This is a genomic window from Stenotrophomonas sp. Steno-Z10-HUANG, from assembly GCF_056393075.1.
On sequence record NZ_JBWJPA010000007.1, the window covers coordinates 189,156 to 207,718 of the forward strand.

At 70.2% G+C, this 18,563-nt stretch carries 17 protein-coding genes; 13 read left to right on the forward strand and 4 right to left on the reverse strand.

Features of this window, described 5'->3' with window-relative positions; genetic code table 11:
- Positions 1–21: 21 nt before the first annotated feature.
- The 9 genes from AC06E6_RS11505 (at position 22) to AC06E6_RS11545 (ending at position 7,185) form a co-directional block, all read left to right on the forward strand.
- Positions 22–1,026 (forward strand): TRAP transporter substrate-binding protein, encoded by a 1,005-nt coding sequence (locus AC06E6_RS11505; protein WP_478061413.1) that lies wholly within the window; start codon positions 22–24, stop codon positions 1,024–1,026.
- Positions 1,027–1,038: 12 nt separating this feature from the next.
- Complete coding sequence (locus AC06E6_RS11510) at positions 1,039–1,557, forward strand: TRAP transporter small permease (protein WP_409476099.1); 519 nt, start codon at positions 1,039–1,041, stop codon at positions 1,555–1,557.
- Positions 1,558–1,560: 3 nt separating this feature from the next.
- Positions 1,561–2,844: a TRAP transporter large permease gene (locus tag AC06E6_RS11515; protein ID WP_478061415.1), complete on the forward strand. Its 1,284-nt coding sequence runs from the start codon at positions 1,561–1,563 to the stop codon at positions 2,842–2,844.
- Between the two features lie 204 nt (positions 2,845–3,048).
- The gene (locus tag AC06E6_RS11520) at positions 3,049–4,107 is read left to right on the forward strand and encodes a LacI family DNA-binding transcriptional regulator (protein WP_104940059.1); all 1,059 of its coding nucleotides are present in this window, start codon (positions 3,049–3,051) and stop codon (positions 4,105–4,107) included.
- A gap of 203 nt (positions 4,108–4,310) precedes the next feature.
- Positions 4,311–5,066: a 2-dehydro-3-deoxy-D-gluconate 5-dehydrogenase KduD gene (kduD, locus tag AC06E6_RS11525; RefSeq protein WP_104937618.1), complete on the forward strand. Its 756-nt coding sequence runs from the start codon at positions 4,311–4,313 to the stop codon at positions 5,064–5,066.
- A 68-nt stretch (positions 5,067–5,134) separates the two neighbouring features.
- Complete coding sequence (locus AC06E6_RS11530) at positions 5,135–5,773, forward strand: RpiB/LacA/LacB family sugar-phosphate isomerase (RefSeq protein WP_054661308.1); 639 nt, start codon at positions 5,135–5,137, stop codon at positions 5,771–5,773.
- 129 nt (positions 5,774–5,902) lie between these two features.
- A complete protein-coding gene (folE, locus tag AC06E6_RS11535; RefSeq protein ID WP_054661311.1) occupies positions 5,903–6,502 on the forward strand; it encodes a GTP cyclohydrolase I FolE in 600 nt (199 codons plus the stop codon).
- A 69-nt stretch (positions 6,503–6,571) separates the two neighbouring features.
- Entirely contained in the window at positions 6,572–6,949 is a 378-nt protein-coding gene (locus AC06E6_RS11540) for an MAPEG family protein (protein WP_104937620.1), read from the forward strand.
- A gap of 80 nt (positions 6,950–7,029) precedes the next feature.
- Positions 7,030–7,185, forward strand: coding sequence for a hypothetical protein (locus tag AC06E6_RS11545; protein ID WP_158681773.1), 156 nt, complete (start codon positions 7,030–7,032; stop codon positions 7,183–7,185).
- A 99-nt stretch (positions 7,186–7,284) separates the two neighbouring features.
- Here the strand turns inward: AC06E6_RS11545 and AC06E6_RS11550 are convergent, their stop codons facing one another.
- The 3 genes from AC06E6_RS11550 to AC06E6_RS11560 form a co-directional block, all read right to left on the reverse strand.
- Complete coding sequence (locus AC06E6_RS11550) at positions 7,285–10,200, reverse strand: TonB-dependent receptor (RefSeq protein WP_478061420.1); 2,916 nt, start codon at positions 10,198–10,200, stop codon at positions 7,285–7,287.
- A 161-nt stretch (positions 10,201–10,361) separates the two neighbouring features.
- Positions 10,362–11,105, reverse strand: a complete 744-nt coding sequence (locus AC06E6_RS11555) for an SDR family NAD(P)-dependent oxidoreductase (RefSeq protein ID WP_478061422.1) — start codon at positions 11,103–11,105, stop codon at positions 10,362–10,364.
- A 97-nt stretch (positions 11,106–11,202) separates the two neighbouring features.
- Complete coding sequence (locus AC06E6_RS11560; protein ID WP_161614282.1) at positions 11,203–11,979, reverse strand: sulfite exporter TauE/SafE family protein; 777 nt, start codon at positions 11,977–11,979, stop codon at positions 11,203–11,205.
- 80 nt (positions 11,980–12,059) lie between these two features.
- On the opposite strand from AC06E6_RS11560, the gene AC06E6_RS11565 reads away from it, so the two are divergent.
- The 4 genes from AC06E6_RS11565 to AC06E6_RS11580 all read left to right on the forward strand — a co-directional run bounded on the left by AC06E6_RS11565 (position 12,060) and on the right by AC06E6_RS11580 (position 17,013).
- Positions 12,060–12,455, forward strand: a complete 396-nt coding sequence (locus AC06E6_RS11565; RefSeq protein ID WP_104937624.1) for a YchJ family protein — start codon at positions 12,060–12,062, stop codon at positions 12,453–12,455.
- 79 nt (positions 12,456–12,534) lie between these two features.
- Positions 12,535–13,812, forward strand: a complete 1,278-nt coding sequence (egtB, locus tag AC06E6_RS11570) for an ergothioneine biosynthesis protein EgtB (protein WP_478061435.1) — start codon at positions 12,535–12,537, stop codon at positions 13,810–13,812.
- A gap of 1 nt (position 13,813) precedes the next feature.
- Positions 13,814–14,788 (forward strand): L-histidine N(alpha)-methyltransferase, encoded by a 975-nt coding sequence (egtD, locus tag AC06E6_RS11575; protein ID WP_293758802.1) that lies wholly within the window; start codon positions 13,814–13,816, stop codon positions 14,786–14,788.
- Positions 14,789–14,853: 65 nt separating this feature from the next.
- Positions 14,854–17,013: a lytic murein transglycosylase gene (locus AC06E6_RS11580; protein WP_478061425.1), complete on the forward strand. Its 2,160-nt coding sequence runs from the start codon at positions 14,854–14,856 to the stop codon at positions 17,011–17,013.
- A gap of 58 nt (positions 17,014–17,071) precedes the next feature.
- Here the strand turns inward: AC06E6_RS11580 and AC06E6_RS11585 are convergent, their stop codons facing one another.
- A complete protein-coding gene (locus AC06E6_RS11585; protein ID WP_478061427.1) occupies positions 17,072–18,256 on the reverse strand; it encodes a benzoate/H(+) symporter BenE family transporter in 1,185 nt (394 codons plus the stop codon).
- Between the last annotated feature and the right edge of the window lie 307 nt (positions 18,257–18,563).

The following is an 18,563-nucleotide window of genomic DNA, read 5'->3' on the forward strand; positions in this document are numbered from 1 at the left end:
GATGCACGTGGAGGGGGTTCGATGATCAATCGCAGAAATTTTCTTGCCACCGGGCTGGGCGCGCTTGCCGCGCCGGCGCTGGTGGCCTGTGCGGGCGGTGGCCGCGGGGCTGCCGGCGAGGGCCGCCTGCTCACCGCCTCCGACGTCCACGTGGCGGACTACCCCACCGTCACCGCGGTCCGATGGATCGGGCAGCAGCTCGAGCGCGAAACCGGCGGCCGGCTGCGGCTGGCGCAGTACCACTCCGGCCAGCTTGGCCGCGAGTCGGAAGCGATCGACATGGCGCGCTTCGGCGCCATCGACATCACCCGGGTCTACTCGGGGGCATTGAACAACGCGTTCCCGCTGACCCGCGCGCTGTGCCTGCCCTACGTGTTCGATTCGGTCGCGCACATGCGCCGCGCGCTGGACGGCGGCATTGCCGACGCGGTGCTGGCCGGCTTCGAGCAGCGCGGCCTGGTCGGCCTGGCGATCTACGATTCCGGCGCGCGCTGCTTCTACAACACCAAGCATCCGATCGTGGCCCCGCGCGACCTGCACGGCCTGAAGCTGCGCGTGGCCAGCTCGGACATCTTCCTGCAGCTGATGCGCCTGTTCGGCGCCAACCCGACGCCGATGTCGCTGGGCGACACGTTCTCCGGCATGGAGACGCACATGATCGACGGCGCCGAGAACAACATGCGCAGTTTCCACTCCAGCCGCCACTTCGAGGCCGCGCACTACTGGTCGGAAAGCCAGCATTCGTACGCGCCGGACGTGCTGCTGATGTCGCGGCGCAGCTTCGACGCGCTGGCCTCCGGCGACCGTCGCCTGCTGCTGGAGCTGGCGCGGCAGTCGGTGCAGGTGATGCGTGGCGAATGGGATGCGTCCGAGGACAAGGCGCGGCAGGCGGTGCTGGCGCATGGCGTGAAGGCCAACGCGGTGGACATCGCCGCGTTCCGCGAGGCCGCCGCGCCGCTGCTGCGCGACTACCTGCAGCAGCCGGAGATCGCCGCCCTGCACCGCCGCATCCGCGATTTCGCCTGAGGATCCGCCGCGATGACCGAAGCCACTTTCCGCAGTACCCAGGCCGGCCCGCAGCGCGCGCTGGAAGCCCTGGCCACCGTCGTCATCCACGTTGCCGTCGTCGCCCTGCTGGGGCTGGTGGTGGTGCAGGGCTGGCAGGTGTTCGCCCGCTACGTGATCAACGACTCGCCCAGCTGGACCGAGCCGGTGACGCTGCTGCTGCTGAGCACCGCGATGAGCATGGGCGCGGCCGCGGGCGTGCATACCCACCGCCACTTCGGCTTCTTCCTGCTGGCCGAGCACCTCAACCCGCTGGCGCGGCGCGTGGTCGATGCGCTGGTGCCGCTGGTGGTGGCCAGCATCGGCGCGGTGATCGCCTGGTGGGGCTGGGTGCTGTGGATCGACGGCCTGCACATCAAGGCCGCCGGCGCCCACCTGCCGCAGAGCGTGAACTACCTGCCGCTGAGCTTGGGCGGCGCGCTGATGGTGGTGTTCGCGTTGAACCGGCTGTGGCTGGCGCTGCGGCCGGCCGCCATCGAAGGAGACCGCTGAACCATGGGTATCGCAATCCTGTTCGCGGTGTTCGCCGCGCTGCTGCTGATCGGCGTGCCGGTCGCCTATGCGCTGGCCGCCGCCGCGCTGGTCACCCTGCTCTACCTGGACCTGCCCAGCGTGGTGCTGGTGCAGCAGATCTCGGCCGGCACCGGTTCGGCCTCGCTGATCGCCATCCCGCTGTTCATCTTCGCCGGCGAGATCATGATGCGCGGCGGCATCTCCGAGCGCCTGATCGCGCTGGCCGCGTCGCTGGTCGGGCGCCTGCGCGGCGGCCTCGGCCAGGTTTCGATCCTGTCCTCGCTGTTCTTCGGCGGCGTCTCCGGCTCGGCCATCGCCGATGTCTCGGCGGTCGGCGGCACGATGATCCCGCAGATGGTGCAGCGCGGCTACGACCGCGACTTCGCGGTCAACGTCAGCATCACCGCGGCGCTGGTGGCGTTGCTGGTGCCGCCGTCGCACAACCTGATCCTGTTCTCGGCCGCGGCCGGCGGCGGCCTGTCCATCGCCGACCTGTTCGCCGCCGGCGTGGTGCCGGCGCTGCTGATGACGGTGGTGCTGATGCTCACCGGCTACGCCGTGGCGCGGCGCCGCGGCTATGGCGTGGAAGCCTTTCCTGGCCTGCGCGCGGTGCTGCTGCGGCTGGTCGCCGCGCTGCCCGGGCTGGGGCTGGTGGCGCTGATCTTCGTCGGCATCCGCGCCGGCATCTTCACCGCGGTCGAGTCGGCGGCCATCGCCGTGGTCTACGCGCTGCTGGTCACCACCGTGCTGTACCGGCAGCTGCGCTGGCGCGCGTTCCTGGACACGGTGACCCATGCCGCGCGCAGTACCGGCGTGATCCTGTTCGTGATCGCCACCGCGGCGGTGTTCGGCTGGCTGCTGGCCTACCTGCAGGTACCGGCGGCGGCGGTGGCGTTCCTGCAGTCGTTCGCGCACAGCAAGTTCATGGTGCTGCTGATGATCGTGGTGATGCTGCTGTTGCTGGGCACGTTCATGGACCTGGCGCCGATGATCCTGATCTGCACCCCGATCTTCCTGCCGGTGGCCAAAGCCTATGGCATCGACCCGATCCACTTCGGCCTGGTGCTGGTGCTGACCGGCGGCCTGGGCCTGGTGACGCCGCCGGTGGGCTCGGTGCTGTTCATCGGCACCGCCATCGGCAAGATCACCGTCGGCCAGAGCATGAAGACGATCTGGCCGTTCTGGCTGGCCGGGCTGGCGGTGCTGCTGGTGGTGACGTTCTTCCCGCAGCTGTCGCTGTGGCTGCCGGCGCTGCTGCGCGGCTGAGCCGGGCCGGCCGCAACGGGCCGGCGTCGTTTCCGGCCCGCGGCGGCGTCTCGGGCTAACATCACTGCCTGGCGCGGGTTCCCTGCCCTGCCGCCGGCGGATGCCGCCGGCAGCGACAGGAAGCCGCCGCGCCGCTCACATCGCCGTGCCCCACGGGGGCGCGGCGCCGCCAGAACCCCGTTCCGCTGGATGGTTTGCAAGGACATGTCATTGCGCAAGAAGGCCGATTCCGACGCCACGACCCGGCCGCTGGGCAGGGCCGCGACCATCAACGACATCGCGCGCCTGTCCGGTGTGTCCAAGAAGACGGTGTCGCGGATCATCAACAACTCGCCGCTGGTGCGCAAAGACACCCGCGAGAAGGTCGAGGCGCTGATGCGCGAGGTCGGCTACGCACCGGATCCGCTGGCGCGCGGGCTGGCGTTCCGGCGCTCGTTCCTGATCGGCATGGTCTACGACAACCCCACCGCGCAGTACGTGGTGGACATGCAGTACGGTGCGCTCGACGCGCTGCGCGGCTCCAGCTTCGAGCTGGTGGTGCACCCCTGCGACACCCGCAGCCCCGGCTACATCGAGGGCGTGAAGCGCTTCGTGCAGCAGCAGAAGCTGCACGGCGTGATCCTGGTGCCGCGCGCGTCCGAGGACCAGGCGCTGGCCGACATGCTGGAGGAGATCGGCTGCCGCTACACCCGCATCGCCTCGCTGCCGCTGGACGACACCTCGCAGATGGTCATCACCCATGACCGCGACGGCGCCGCCGAGGCCGCCGATTACCTGCTTTCGCTCGGCCACCGCGACATCGCCCTGATCACCGGCCCGTCGGCCTACCGCTCGGCCCACGAGCGCACCGCCGGCTTCATCGACGCGCTGCAGCGGCGTGGCATCGAACTGCCGCCGGCGCGCATCATCGAAGCCGGCTACACCTTCGAATCGGGCGTGGCCGCGGCCGAGAAGCTGCTGCTCGGCAAGCAGCGCCCGACCGCGATCTTCACCGGCAACGACGAGATGGCCGCCGGCGTCTACAAGGTCGCCATGCGCGCCGGCATCAACATCCCGCGCGAGCTGTCGGTGGTCGGCTACGACGACAGCCCGCTGGCCTCGCGGCTGTGGCCGTCGCTGACCTCGGTGCGGCGCAATACCCGCGATACCGGCCGCACCGCCGCGGCGATGCTGATCCAGCCCGAGGGCCAGGCCGCACTGCAGATCGCCAGCGTGCGCCCGCACCTGATCGTGCGCGATTCCTGCCAACCGCCCCTGGATTGACCCCAAGCCATTGTTCCGGAAAGGAAAGCCAGTATTCCGCGGCGCGGAATGACACCGGTTACCAAACTGGCTATGATGGCTCCGCAGCGCAGCCGGCGGGACCGACCAGGACCGCCACGCGCACCCACCGCGCCGCATCGCCCACCGGGCCGGACGCGGCACTGCAACCCACCCCCGTACCACCGCTCAGGGAGAGGAACACCATGACGAATCCATTCAGCCTCGAAGGCAAGGTCGCGCTGGTAACCGGTGCCAATACCGGCCTGGGCCAGGGCATCGCGCTGGCGCTGGCCGCCGCCGGGGCCGACATCGCTGGCGCCGGCATCGTCCCGGCCGAGGAGACCGCCGGGAAGGTGCGTGCGCTGGGCCGCCGCTTCGTCAACATCGAGGCCAACCTGATCAGCATCGAACCGGTCGAGCGCGTGGTGCGCGAAGCCGTCGAGGGCCTGGGCGGGCTGGACATCCTGGTCAACAACGCCGGGTTGATCCGCCGCGCCGACGCGGTGGAGTTCAGCGAAAAGGACTGGGACGACGTGATGAACGTCAACATCAAGTCCGCGTTCTTCATGTGCCAGGCCGCCGGCAGGCATTTCATCGCCCAGGGCCGCGGCAAGATCATCAACATCGCCTCGATGCTGTCCTTCCAGGGCGGCATCCGGGTGCCGTCCTACACCGCGTCCAAGAGCGGCATCGCCGGCATCACCCGGCTGCTGGCCAACGAGTGGGCGCAGCAGGGGGTGAACATCAACGCCATCGCCCCCGGTTACATGGCCACCGACAACACCGCCCAGCTGCGCGCCGACGAGGACCGCAACAAGGCGATCCTGGACCGCATCCCGGCCGGCCGCTGGGGCAGGCCGGAAGACCTCGGCGGCACGGCCGTGTTCCTCGCCTCCAGCGCCTCGGACTACGTCAACGGCGCGGTCATCCCGGTCGACGGCGGCTGGCTGGCGCGCTGATCCGGCATCCCCGGTGCGCGGCCACGGCCGCGCGCCACGCATTTCCCCATCGAACAGAGAGTGACGCAATGAAGATCGCCTTGATGCAGGAGTTCAGCCAGGCCGCCAAGAACCCGGTGGTGCTGGAACAGCTCCAGACCGTGGCCGCCGCGCAGGGCCACCAGGTGTTCAACGTCGGCATGGACGGCGACAACGACCACCGCCTGACCTATATCCACCTGGGCATCTGCGCCGCGCTGCTGCTCAACGCCCGGGCCGTGGACTTCGTGGTCGCCGGCTGCGGCACCGGGCAGGGCGCGCTGATGTCGCTCAACGCCTGGCCGGGCGTGTACTGCGGTTACTGCATCGAGCCGACCGATGCCTTCCTGTTCGCCCAGGTCAACAACGGCAACGCGCTGTCGCTGCCGTTCGCCAAGGGCTACGGCTGGGGCGCGGAGATCAACATCCGCTACATCTTCGAGAAGGCCTTCGCCGGCGAGCGTGGCCAGGGCTACCCGGCCGAGCGCCGGGAGTCGCAGATGACCAACGCCGGCATCCTGGCGCAGGTCAAGCAGGGTGCCTCCAAGGACTTCATCGCCGGCCTGAAGTCGATCGACCCGGCGCTGGTGAAGCAGGCCGTGGGCGGCGCGCGTTTCCAGCAGGCGTTCTTCGACAACGCGCAGGACGCGGAGATCGTGGCCTACGTGAAGGGCGTGCTCGGCCAGTAACCGCAGCGCGTCGACGCCGAGGACGAAGGCGCCCGTGGGCGCCTTCGTCGTTTCCGGGCGCCGCCCGCGATGCCCCGGCGGCACCCGGCTGGTAGCATGTCCACCCCCGCAATCCAGGCGCCGTCACCCATGGCCGACTCCAACAACCCGTCCGTCACCCAGGCCCAGGCCGAGGAGGCCGTGCGCACCCTGCTGCGCTGGGCCGGCGAAGACCCCGCCCGCGAGGGCCTGCTGGACACCCCGCGGCGGGTGGCCGAGGCCTATGGCGACTGGTTCAAGGGCTACCAGGACGATCCGCGTGAATACCTGGCGCGTACCTTCGAGGAAGTGGCCGGCTACGACGAGATGATCGTGCTGCGCGACATCGAGTACGAAAGCCACTGCGAGCACCACATGGCGCCGATCATCGGCCGCGTGCACGTGGGCTACGTGCCCAACGGCCGCGTGGTCGGCATCTCCAAGCTGGCGCGCGTGGTCGAGGCCTATGCACGCCGCTTCCAGGTGCAGGAAAAGATGACCGCGCAGATCGCCGACGTCATCCAGGACGTGCTGCAGCCGTTGGGCGTGGGCGTGGTGGTGGAGGGCTCGCACGAGTGCATGACCACCCGCGGCATCCACAAGCGCGGCGTCAGCATGGTCACCTCGCGCATGCGCGGCAGCTTCCACGACGATGCCCGCACCCGCGCCGAGTTCCTGCGCTTCATCGAAGTGGGCCACGCGCGGCGCTGAGCCGCGCGCCAGGCGACCGGCAGGCGCGGAGCCCGCGCCCCGCATTCCCGCGAACATCCCGGAGAAACCATGCATTACGTAGAGTTGGTGGCATTGCTGGCAGTGGCCCAGTACCTGTTCTTCGGCGCGATGGTCGGGCGCGCGCGCGGCCGCTACGGGGTCAAGGCGCCGGCGGTCAGTGGCCACGAGGGCTTCGAGCGCGCCTACCGGGTGCAGATGAACACCCTGGAGCTGCTGGTCGCGTTGCTGCCGGCACTGTTCGTCGCCGCGCGCTTCTGGCCGGCGGCCTGGGTCGCCGGCATCGGCGCGGTGTACCTGGTCGGCCGTTTCATCTATTGGCGCGCCTACGTGAGCGCCCCGTCCAGCCGCGGGCTGGGCTTCGTATTGTCGATGCTGCCGGTGACGCTGCTGGTGCTGATGGGGCTGGCCGGCGCGCTGCTGCGCTAGGGCCGGGGGCCGCCCGGAGCCGCGTTGCGCGGCTCCGGGGCTGCGTTTCACGATGGATGCGTTGACGACAGGAGGTTGCGATGACGATGCGCGCGTTGTTCCGCCGCCATTGGCCCTGGCTGGCATTGCTGCTGCTGGCCGGTCTGTGGGAAATCCGCGCCGACCTGCTGGACGTGCATGACGCCACCGCTCGCCGGCTGGCCCAGCTGGACGCGGCGCACCAGCACCGCCGGTAAGCGGCGGCCGTCGCGGAGCGGAGCAGAGCAGAGCAGCAAAAGACAAAGGGAGCCTGGCGGCTCCCTTTGTCGTCCTGTCGGCGTTGCCGGTGCCGCGGCTCAGAAATCCAGGCTGAGCCGGGCGTAGCTGTAGCGGCCGGGCAGGTCGTACGTGCCCGGGTCGTAGCCGTTGAGCGTGCAGCTCAGGCAGATCGGCGGGTTCTTGTCGAACACGTTGTTGACGCCCACGGTGATCTTCAGCCCCTTCATCCACGCATCGGTGCGCCAGCTGACCTGCGCATCGTGCAGGGTGGTGGCGCCCAGCCAGTGCAGGTCGGCCGCGCTGTCGGTGCAGATCGGGAAGCCGTTGGCGCCGGCGCAGCTTTCGCGCAGGCGGTCAACGTAGCGCAGCGACCAGCTCGCGTTCCAGTTGCGGTAGTCCCAGTTGGCGGTCAGGTTGGAGGTCCATTCCGGGATCGAGCTGTCGTTGACCTCCACCCCGGGACGCTTGGGTTCGGCCTGCCCGGACTCGTTGACCAGCTCGTAGCGGGTGACCCAGGTGGCCTTCCAGTCCAGGCCCAGCTGCCCCCAGCCGGTTTCCGGCAGCAGCCAGTGCGCGCTGAAGTCCCAGCCGCTGGTGTTGATCGTGCCCAGGTTGGCGAGGATGTCCTCGAAACGCACGATCTGCCCGCGTTCGTTGCGGGTGTAGCTGGCGCAGGCCACCGCGTCGCGGCTGTCGATGCAGCGGTTGAGGATCGCCTGTGCGTCCGGTGCCTGGATCGCGCCGTCGATGGTGTGGCGGTAGAAGGTCACGCCCAGGTCCAGCTTGCTGGCCCAGCCGCTGTCCTCGGCCCAGCCCGGGCTCCACACTGCGCCGGCCATGAACGAACGGCTCTTCTCCGGCTGCAGGTCGCGGTTGCCGGAGGTGACCACCGAGATCTGCGGGTTGACCTGCTCGTAACCGGGCGGCACGCCATCGGCCACGCACTTGGGGGTGGTGGACGCGGCGTTGTTGCACGGGTCCACCAGGGTGGCGTCGAAGCGGCTCAGGGTGCCGTACAACTCGCCGATGGACGGTGCGCGGAAGCCCTGCGCGAAGGACATGCGCAGCAGCAGTTCATCGGCCGGCTGCCAGCGCAGCCCGATCTTGCCGGTGCCGGTGCCGCCGAAGGTGGAATAGTCCGAATAACGGCCGGCCACGCTCAGGTCCACGCTCTTGCCCCAGAAGCCACCGCGCGCCAGCGGTACGTCGAACTCGGCATAGGCTTCCTTCACCGAATAGCTGCCGATGGTGACGCCCGACGGTACGCCGTTGTATTCGCCGGCCACGGTGATCGGGTCGGGGTAATACTCGCCCTTGTAGCGGCGCCATTCGGCACCGGCGGCGAAGGACAGCGGCCCGGCCCACAGGTCGGCCAGTTCGCCGGTGATGTTGGCCGAGGCCAGGCTCAGGGTGTTCTTGCTGCGGTCGCGCACCACCGGCGAGATCCACGCCAGCATGTCCGCGGTGATGGTGCCGGGGCCGCCGAAGATGTTCAGCGGCACGCAGCCGGCGATGGCCGCGCACGCCGCCGGGTCGCCCAGCGCCTGGTTGATGTGCTTGATGTTGTAGCTGCCGGTGTTGGTCTGGGTGGCCTTGCTCTGGCTGGACATGGCGTTGATGTCCCAGCTCCACGGCCGGCCGTTGACCTCGAAGCTGCCGTCCAGCCCACCGGCGGCGTACCAGGTCTTGACGTCCTGCTCGTAGCGGCGCGGCCCGCCTTCGACCGGGCGGCGCCCGATCAGGAACAGGTTGGCGTCCGGGCCGATGGTGGTCAGGTCGAAGCCGAACGGGTTGTAGCGCTGGTTGGCGGGAATCACCAGCCGGGTCTCGGCCCATTCGTTGTACACGCCGGCATCGGTGCCCAGGAAGATCGGCTCCGGCGCCGCCTGGTTGGCCGACGTGCGCTCGCTGTACAGGCCGCGGAACCAGCCGCTGACCGCCGGGGTGAAGTCGAAGCGCACCTGGCCGAACACCGATTTGCGCTCGTTCGGGGTCAGCAGCAGGTTGTACGGCGCGAAGTTGAAGCGGTTCGCGGTGGTGAACGGAATGAAATTTCCGGGAAAACCGTTTCCGGCATAGTTGGCGCCATTGGGCAGAGTGATGTTGCAGGTGGCCGAGCCGGGAATCGGATTGCCGTTGTCGTCCTTGGCCAACGGGCACAGCCCGCCGTAGGTGTTGTTGCCATCGGCTGGCGCGAATACCGACCGCCCTCCGGGCGTGGCCGAGCTGCCGTTGGCCAGCCCGGTGCCCGGCACCGGCTCGCGTGCCCACAGGTACTCGGCCGAGGAGATTTCCTTCTGCTTGAAATACGACGCGCCGACCACCCACTGCGCGCGGTCGCCGCTGCCGCCGAAGCTGAAGTCCACGCCGGTGGTGCCGCCGCCCTTGAGGTTGTAGTCGCCGTACTGGACCTCGACGTGGCCGCCGTCGACATTCTTGCGGGTGATGATGTTGACCACGCCGGCGATGGCATCGGAACCGTAGATCGACGAGGCGCCGTCCTCCAGCACTTCGATGCGCTCGACCAGCGCCAGCGGAATCGTGTTCAGGTCCACCGACGCGCCCACGCCCGAGCCGGAGGATTCATTGACCCAGCGGATGCCGTCCACCAGCACCAGCACGCGCTTGGGGCCGAGGTGGCGCAGGTCCACCGTCGCCGCGCCGGCACCGACGCCGCCGCCATCGGGCGGGAAGCCGAAGTTGCCGCTGGAATTGAGCTTGGTACTCAACGAGGCGCCGCTGGCGGTGAGGTGCTGCACCACGTCCGCCACCGAGGTGTAGCCGGTACGGTCGATGGTCTCGCGGGTGAGCACCTGCACCGGCACCTGGGTTTCCAGTTCGGCCTTCTTGATGCGGGTGCCGGTGACCTGGATCGTGTCCAGGGTGCGGGCGCTGGTGGCTTCCTGTGCGGTGGCGACGGCAGGCAACAGGCACAACAGGGAAAGCTGTATGGCTCTGGTCAGGCGGTGCGGATGCAGCGATAACGACGTCATCGGGAAGCTCCTTGGATTGCCGGACTACCTCGCCCGCCACCATGACGGGCGTGGGCGATATGTAAGCAATTCGTTAGGAGCGGACAAGTGAAGACGCCGTTGGACCCGACGGACGGCAACCGCCGGGCCCCGCGCATGCGGCCACCACCGGCCGCGGCGGTTCAGCGCGCCGAGTAGCCGCCGTCGACCAGGTGGTAGCTGCCGGTGATGAACGACGCCTGCTCGGAAAGCAGGAAGCAGGTCAGCGCCGCCACCTCTTCGGCCTTGCCCAGGCGCCCGGCGGGGTGCAGCGCGACCAGGCCGTCGTAGGCCGCGCGGTCCATGCCGGCCAGCAGCGGCGTGTCGATGAACCCGGGGCCGACCGCGTTGATGCGCAGCCCGCGCGCCGAGTACTCCAGCGCCGCGGTCTTGGTCATGCCCACCAGCGCGTGCTTGGCCGCCACGTAGGCGGTGGAACCGGCCCAGCCGTTGCTGCCCAGGATCGAGGCCATGTTGACGATCGCCCCGCCGCCGCCGGCCAGCATCGCGGCGATCTCGTACTTCATCGAATAGAACACCCCGTGCAGGTTCACTCCCAGCACGCGGTGCCATTCCTCCAGCGGGTAGTCGGCGGTGGCCTGGCTGGCGCCGCCGATCCCGGCGTTGTTGACCGCCAGGTGCAGCCCGCCGTACTCGGCCACGGTGGCGTCCACCAGTTGCCGCACCGCGTCGGCGTCGCTGATGTCCAGCTGGCGCGCACGGGCCTGGGCGCCGATGCTCGCGGCCACCCGCTCGGCGGCGTCGCGGTGGAGGTCGGCGACGACGACCTGCGCGCCGCCGGCGGCCAGCTGCCGGGCGACGGCCTCGCCGATGCCCGAGGCGGCGCCGGTGACCAGCGCGACCTTGCCGGAAAAATCCAGTTGCATGGGGGTCTCCGGGCGGCCGGGGAGGGCCGCCATCACCCCATCATCCACATCCGCCCGTGGTGGTGGCGTCGGCTGCGGTCCGGCCGTTCTGCTGCGTTCAGCCGGCGAACGTGTCCCACGCCATGCGCGCGATCAGCACCACCACCAGCAGCAGGAACAGTTTGCGGATCAGCGGCGTGCCACCGCGCAGCGCCAGCCGGGTGCCGGTCACCGAACCGGCGACGTTGGCCGCCGCCATCGGCACCGCGAAGGCCAGCAGCACGTTGCCGCTGGGCACGAAGAACGACAGCGCGGCCACGTTGGTGGCCAGGTTGACCACCTTGGAGGCGGCCGACGCACGCAGGAAATCCAGGCCGAAGAAGCGGATGAACAGGAAGATCAGGAAACTGCCGGTGCCCGGACCGAAAAAGCCGTCGTAAAAGCCGATCACCGCGCCCATCGCCAGCGCGATGCCCAGTTCGCGGCGGCCGACCTCGCGCGGGCGGTGCAGGGCGCCGAAGTCCTTCTTCGCCAGCGTGTAGCCGAGCATCACGATCAGCAGCGCCAGCACCAGCGGGCGCACCGCGTCCTTGGCCAGCAGGCTGACCGCGGTGGCGCCGAGGAAGGCGAACACGAACGCGGTCGCCGCGGCCAGCAGCACCGGCCGCCACGGGAACCGCACCGAACGTGCGTAGCGCCAGGTCGCCGCACCGGTGCCGAACACCGAGCTGAACTTGTTGGTGCCCAGCAGTGCGGCCGGCGTGTGCTGTGGCAGCACCGTGAACAGGCCCGGCAGCTGGATCAACCCGCCGCCGCCGACCGCGGCGTCCACCAGCCCGGCGACGAAGGCGATGGCGAGCAGCCAGGGCAGCTCGGCGGGCAGGAGTTCCAGCATGGTCGGACCTGAACGGGGGGCGCGACAGCATACGCCGGTGCCGGCTGGCCGCGGCGCTGGCGGGGAGGGAAAATACGCGCATGCCGATCACCCCGAGCTCCCCTTGTCCCTGCGGCTCCGGCCGCCCCCACGGCCACTGCTGCGCGCGCTGGCATGCCGGCGAGCCCGCGCCGGATGCCGAGGCGCTGATGCGTTCGCGCTACTGCGCCTACGTCAGCGGAAACCGCGACTACCTGCTGGCCACCTGGCATGCCGATACGCGGCCGCAGGTGCTGTCGCTGGAGGATGCGCCGGGCCAGCGCACGCAATGGCTGGGCCTGGACGTGAAGCGGCACCGGGTCACCGGCACCGACACCGCCGAGGTGGAGTTCGTCGCCCGCTACCGCATCGGCGGCGGCAGTGCCGTGCGCCTGGCCGAACACAGCCGCTTCGTGCGCCAGGACGGCCGCTGGTACTACCTGGACGCGCTTGCCTGAACCCCGCCCGGCGCCGATGACGCCGCGCTAACCGGGCATCGCTAAGCTCGGGGGCATGCAGATTTCCAGTGCCGCATTGCTGAAGGCGTCCAGCGCTGCGACAACGCCGCCCACGCTGGCCGAGCGCTACCGCGCCGTGCGTCAGGCCAGCCTGGACCTGGCCGCGCCGCTGTCGGCCGAGGACGCCATGGTGCAGAGCATGGCCGACGCCAGCCCCGCCAAATGGCACCTGGCGCACACCAGCTGGTTCTTCGAGCAGTTCGTGCTCGCCCGCCAGCCCGGTTACCGGCCGCTGCACCCGCAGTGGCAGGTCCTGTTCAACAGCTACTACCAGAGCGTGGGCCCGGCGCATGCGCGCGCGCAACGCGGGCTGCTGTCGCGGCCGGCGCTGGCGCAGGTGCTGGCCTACCGCGCCCGGGTCGACGAGCGCATCGGCCAGTGCCTGCGCGCCGGCAGCCTGGATGACCAGGCGCAACGGCTGCTGTTGCTGGGCCTGCAACACGAGCAGCAGCACCAGGAACTGCTGCTGACCGACATCAAGCACGCGCTGTGGAGCAACCCGCTGCAGCCGGCCTACCGCGACGACCTGCCGGCGCCGCGCGCCGCGCCGGCAGGCGGGCCCGCGCTGTGGATCGAACGCCCCGAACGCCTCGTCGAGATCGGCGCCCCCGCCTGGCCGGCGCACGCCACCTTCGCCTACGACAACGAGTCGCCGCGGCACCGCGTGCTGGTCCCGGCGCACGCGCTGGCCGACCGTCCGCTGAGCAACGCCGAATACCGCGCCTTCATCGACGACGGCGGCTACCGCGACCCGCTGCTGTGGATGAGCGACGGCTGGGCGCAGCTGCAGGCCGGGCAATGGTGCCGCCCGCTGTACTGGGACCCGGCGCTGGAGCGCGAATACACCCTGGGCGGCTGGCGCGCGCTGGATCCGGATGCGCCGGTCTGCCACCTCAGCTGGTTCGAAGCCGACGCCTGCGCGCGCTGGGCCGGCGCGCGCCTGCCCACCGAGTTCGAGTGGGAATCCGCGGCTGCGGCAGCGCCGCTGGCCGGCAACTTCGCCGACGCCGGCCTGCTGCACCCGGCAGCCGCCGCGGCCATTGAACCCGGCATGCCGCGGCAGCTGTTCGGTGATGTCTGGGAATGGACCGGCAGCGCGTATGCCGCCTATCCCGGCTTCCGCGCGCTGCCCGGCAGTGCGGGCGAGTACAACGGCAAGTTCATGTGCGGCCAGTTCGTGCTGCGCGGCGGCAGCTGCGCCACGCCGGCCGGACACGTGCGTGCCAGTTACCGCAACTTCTTCCCGCCGTCGGCACGCTGGCAGTTCGCCGGCCTGCGCCTGGCCAGGGACCTCTGAGATGGGCAGTGCCGATCCGTTGCTGGAGGGGTTGCTGGACCACCGTCCCGACCGGGCCACCATCACCGCCGACGTGCTCGCCGGGCTGTCGGCGCGGCCGCGCGCGCTGCCCTCCAAGTATTTCTACGATGCGCGCGGCTCGGCGCTGTTCGAGTGCATCACCCGGCAGCCCGAGTACTACCTCACCCGGGCCGAGCTGGACCTGCTGCCGCGGGCACTGCCGCAGATCGCCGCGCATGCGGGGCCGCGGGTGCGGGTGGTGGAGTACGGCAGCGGCAGCGGCCGCAAGACCCGGCTGCTGCTGCAGGCACTGGAAGACGTGGTGGCCTATACCCCGGTGGAGATCTCGCGCACCGCGCTGCTGGACAGCGTCCGCGCGCTGGCGGTGGACTTTCCCGCCATCGAGATGCTGCCGGTCTGCGCCGACTTCACCGCGCTGCCCGCGCTGCCGCCCCCACGCCGCGCGGCGCGGCGCACGCTGCTGTTCTTCCCCGGCTCGACCCTGGGCAATTTCACCGAAGCGGCGGCGGTGTCGATCCTGCATGGCATGCGCCAGGCGATGGGGCCGGATGGGCTGGCATTGATCGGCATCGACCTGGACAAGGACCCTGCGCTCATCGAGGCCGCCTACAACGATGCCGCCGGGGTCACCGCCGACTTCACCCTCAACCTGCTGGTGCGGCTGAACCGCGAGATCGGCAGCGACTTCGACCTGGCCGGCTTTGCCCATCGCGCGCGCTACGTGGTGCCATGGCGCCGCATCGAAACCTCGCTGGTCAGCCGCCGCGCGCAGGTGGTGCACGTGGCCGGGCAGGCCTTCGCTTTTGCGCGCGACGAAGCCATGCACGTGGAATACAGCCACAAGTACGACGACGCGCAGTTCGCGGCGATGGCCGCGGCGGCCGGACTGCGGGTAGCCGCGGCCTGGGACGCGCCCGCGCGCATGTTCGGCCTGCGCCTGCTGCGGCCGGCCTGAACCCCACGGCAGGCGCGGTGCCTCTTATCATCGGGGTCCGTTCCGCGCTGGCAGGGAGCCGTTGCATGAAATCGTTGCGGGGATTGCCGGCACTGGGCCTGGCCGCCGTGCTTGCCGTGGCGCCGCAGGCGCATGCCGCCATCGCCGACTTCGACAGCTGCGGCGCGGGCCTGCGTGCCGCGGCGCAGGCCCAGGGCATGGCCGGCGAACGCTTCGACGCGCTGTTTGCCGAAGTCACGCCGGACCTGGGCGTGCTGGCGCTGCTTGATGCCCAGCCCGAATTCACCACCCCGATCTGGGACTACCTCGCCGCGCTGGTGGATGCCCAGCGCGTGGCCGACGGCCGCGCCATGCTCGACACGCATCGCGCACTGCTGGAGCGGATCGCCACCGGGTACGGCGTCGATCCGGCCACCGTGGTCGCGGTATGGGGCGTGGAGAGCGACTACGGCCGGGTTGCCGGCAAGCGCCCGCTGCTGCAGTCGCTGGCGACCCTGTCCTGCAACGGGCGCCGCCAGGCGTTCTTCCGCAGCGAACTGCTGGCGCTGCTCCGGCTGATCGACCAGGGCGACCTGGTCGCCGATGGCCTCACCGGCTCCTGGGCCGGCGCCTTCGGGCAGACCCAGTTCATGCCATCCACCTACGCGCGCATCGCGGTCGACGGCGACGGCGATGGCCGCCGTGACCTGGTCGCCAGCATCCCCGATGCGCTGGCCTCCACCGCCAACTACCTCAAGCAGTCGGGGTGGCGCAGCGGCCAGCCCTGGGGCATCGAAGTACGCATTCCCGCCGGTTTCGACGCCAGCGTGGCCGGGCGCGGCAAGCGCAGGCCGCTGGCGGCGTGGCGCGCGCTGGGCATCACCGGGGTCGACGGGGGCGCATTGCAGGCCACCGCAATAGCCGACGACAGCCCCGCCGCGCTGCTGCTGCCGGCGGGCAGCGCGGGGCCGGCGCTGCTGGTGTTCCGCAACTACGACGCGATCTATTCCTACAACGCGGCCGAGAGCTACGCACTGGCCATCGCCACCCTGGCCGACCGCCTGCGCGGCGGCACGGGACTGCTGGCCGCCTGGCCCACCGATGACCCCGGCCTGGGCCGCGCCGAGCGCCGTGAACTGCAGGGCCTGCTGCTCGCGCGTGGCCACGACATCGGCAGCGCCGACGGCATGGTCGGCGACGCCACCCGCCGTGCGATCCGCCTCGAACAACAGCGGCTGGGCTGGCAGGATGCCGATGGCCGTGCCGGCAGCCGCATCCTGCAGGCGTTGCGCGAGGCCACGCAGGCAACCCCCACCGTGTTCCGGCTGCCCGCCGACCATTCGCGGTTCGTCCACTCAGCAATCGTACGGAGCAAGGTTCCGATGAAGGATGTGCAGGGCCTGGCCACAGGCGATTTCAACGGCTTCACCGCCTGGAAGGTGGAAACCCCGTTCTCCACCGCGGCGATCAGCGTATTCGGCGGCCAGCTGCTGTCATTCGTGCCCGCGGGCGGCCGCGACGTCCTCTGGCTTTCGCCTGCCGCGAAGCAGCCGCCCACCCCGATCCGTGGCGGCAGCCCGGTGTGCTGGCCGTACTTCGCCAGGCAGGGGCAGGGCAGCGACGTGCCCTCGCACGGTTTCGTGCGCACCGTGCCATGGGAACTGCGCGATGCCCGGCGCGAGGCCGACGGCACCGTGCTGCTGACCCTGGCACCGCCGGCGCTGGAAGGCCTGGCGCTGCGCCTGACCATGAACCTGCGCATCGGCCGCACGCTGGAACAGGAACTCATCACCGAGAACACCGGCAGCCAGCCGGCGGTCTTCACCCAGGCGCTGCACAACTACTTCAACGTCAGCGATGCGCTCAAGGTCGACGTCGCCGGGTTGGATGGCCTGACCTACCTGGACAAGCTCGACGGCGGCAACGCCCATGTCCAGCAGGGCGACTGGAACCTGCGCGACCCGCGCGATCCCGGCCGCAGCGACCGCATCTACACCCAGGCGCGTGGTCACTACGTGCTGCGCGACCCGGGTTTCGGCCGCAGCATCGACATCACCACCCAAGGCAGCCGTTCCGCCGTTGTCTGGAACGCCGGCGAAGCGGCCGCCGCGAAGATGGACGACATCGGCGCCGGCTGGCGCAACTATGTGTGCGTCGAAGCCGGCAACGTCGGCCCGGACGTGATCGAACTGGCGCCGGGCGGCCGCCACACGCTGAAACAGGTATTCGAGGTCCGGCCGCTATAACGCCCTTGCCTTTGAAGCCCCTCTCCACCGGAGAGGGGTGGGCGAGAGGGCCGGAACGTCAGCGCGCCGGCCGCCGCAACACCAGCAACGCGACCACGCCCGCCACCAGCCCCCAGAACGCCGACCCGATCCCGGCCATCGACAGCCCCGAGGCCGTCACCAGGAACGTCACCAGCGCCGGTTCGCGCTCGCCCGCATCCTTCAGCGCCACCGCCAGGCTGTTGCCGATGGTCCCGAGCAGCGCAATGCCGGCCAGGGTGGCGACCAGCTCCCTGGGGAAGGCGGCGAACACCGCCGCCACCGTCGCCCCGAACAGCCCGATCACGATATAGAACACGCCCGCGCTCACCGCCGCCGGGTAGCGCCGCGCCCGGTTCTCGTGCACGTCGCGGCCCATGCAGATCGCCGCGGTGATCGCCGCCAGGTTCAGTGCGTACCCGCCGAATGGCGCCAGCAGCGTATTGACCACGCCGATCCAGCCCACCACCGGCGATATCGGCGCGTCGTAGCCGGAAGCCTTCAACACCGCCACGCCGGGGACGTTCTGCGAGGCCATGGTGACGATGAACAGCGGCAACGCGATGCCGAACACCGCCGCCCACGACAGCGTCGGCATCGTGAACAGCGGCCGCGCCCACTGCAGCTGCACCTGGTCCATGTGCATCAGCCCCTGGCTGCCGGCGATGGCCACGCCCACCAGCAGGGTGGCGATCACCGCGTAGCGCGGCGCCAGCCGGCGTCCGCCCAGGTAGGTGGCGAACATCGCCAGGACCAGCAACGGCTGGGTGCCCACCGAGACGAATACGTCCAGCCCGAAGCGCAGCAGCACGCCGGCCAGCATGCCCGAGGCCAGCGACACCGGGATGCGCCGCATCGCTTTCTCGAATACGCCGGAGAAGCCGGCCAGCGCGCCCATCAACGCGGCCAGCACGAACGCGCCGATCGCGTCGGACAGCGGCAGCCCCGTGGCGCCGACCACCAGCATCGCCGCGCCGGGCGTGGACCAGGCCGTCACCACCGGCATGCGGTAGCGCAGCGACAGGCCGATGCAGGTCACGCCCATGCCGATGCCCAGCGCCCACATCCACGAGGCGATCTCCGCCTGACCGGCGCCGACCGCCTGCGCCGCCTGGAACACGATCACCGCCGAACTGGCGAAGCCCACCAGAACCGTGATGAAGCCGGCCACCACCGCCGGGAGCGAAAGATCACGTAACAGCGAGCGCGGTGTGGAATCGGCCATCGTGCGGTGCAGGGAAGGAAAGACCCCCATTGTGGCCCAGCGGCGCGGCCGGCCACCCGGCCGCGCCGCAAGCATGGCCCCACATGCATATAAGGGACGCCAGCACCGCGACCCCTGCCGCAGCGCTGCCAGAGGGCCGTGGCGGCGGGCGACCTTGCCGAGTCTGGCGTCAACGCACTTCCGGCGCCGCAGACGCAGAAAGTGATTGCACATTTCACAAACATGTCTAGAATTCGCTCCCTCGCTTCACGGCGCCAGTCACTCCGGTGACGGCAACCACGAAGCGGCGGCAACTTCCTCGAAACAG